This window comes from Streptomyces fuscigenes (assembly GCF_021556455.1).
Taxonomy (GTDB): domain Bacteria; phylum Actinomycetota; class Actinomycetes; order Streptomycetales; family Streptomycetaceae; genus Streptomyces; species Streptomyces fuscigenes.
The window spans coordinates 1-1060 of sequence record NZ_JAKGCV010000807.1 but is presented as its reverse complement, the minus strand read 5'-3'; the positions used below and the strand labels follow the sequence as shown (position 1 = coordinate 1060).

The window sequence follows — 1060 nt, the reverse complement described above, 5'->3', positions numbered from 1 at the left end:
CGGCCCGGCTCCGCGCGCCCTGCGCGCGTCCCGTCCGGCCCCGGACACCGCGGGACCCCGTCCCGCCGGACCGCGCCGGGGAGAGCCGCCGCGCTCCGCGGTCCGCGTCACCGCGCTGAGCGACCCGCACCCCACGCCTTCCGCCCGGGGACTGGTCCTGCTCGCGACGGAGGACGGCCGGCACCCGGTCGGCTCCGCCGTGCTGCGCCTTTTCTCGAGGCGGGGTCAGAGCCACCTCGCCGAGGCGGACGTCCAGGTGCACCCGGCGGAGCGCCGTCGGGGCATCGGAACGCTGCTGGTCGACGCGGCTGTCGCGGCGGCCCGCGACGAGGGCCGGCGGACACTCCACGCGCAGGTGGAGGCGGGCTCCCCGGGCGAGGGGTTCCTGACCGCGCGCGGCTTCCGGCCGGTCCTCACCCTCGTCCACGCCAGGCTCGCCCTCGCCGGCGCCGACCTGGCGGCACTCGCCGAGGAGGTCCACCGGCCCCGTCCCGGTTACCGGTTGGTGTCCTGGGACGGCATCGTGCCCGACGCGCTCGCCGCCTCGTTCGCCCGCTCGCGCCGGGCGATGGACGACATGCCCGTGGGCGACGGCGACTTCGGCCGGGTCGAATGGGACGTCGAGCGGGTGCGGGCCGCCGCGGCCGCCGTCGCGGAGCGGGGTGCCCTGCTGCACACCGTCGCGGCCGTCGACAGCGCGGACGGTTCCGTCGTCGCCTTCACCGAACTGGTCGTCCCCGGAGGCGGCGAGGGCGACGGGCAGCACTACGGCACCGGCGTCCTGCCCGAGCACCGGGGCCGCGGCCTCGGCCACTGGATCAAGGCGGCGTCCCTGCTGCACGTCCGCGAGCGGCATCCCGCCCTGGAGGGGGCGCTGACGGACACGGCCGACATCAATCCCTACATGCGGCGCATCAACGACGCCCTCGGGTACGTCCCGACGCACCGTTCGGTGCTCTTGCGCCGCGACGTGTGAGCCCGCGCGCCGTCCGGCCCCGGCACGGGCGGCGCGCCCCCCGGCCGGGGCCGGACGAGCCGCCCGGCCGGACGAGCCGCCCGG

Annotated in this window: 1 protein-coding gene; it reads left to right on the top strand. The window is 78.3% G+C overall.

Features of this window, described 5'->3' with window-relative positions:
• The first annotated feature begins 115 nt into the window (after positions 1-115).
• Positions 116-976: a GNAT family N-acetyltransferase gene (locus tag L1885_RS28700; RefSeq protein WP_235800054.1), complete on the top strand. Its 861-nt coding sequence runs from the start codon at positions 116-118 to the stop codon at positions 974-976.
• The last annotated feature ends 84 nt before the right edge of the window (positions 977-1060 follow it).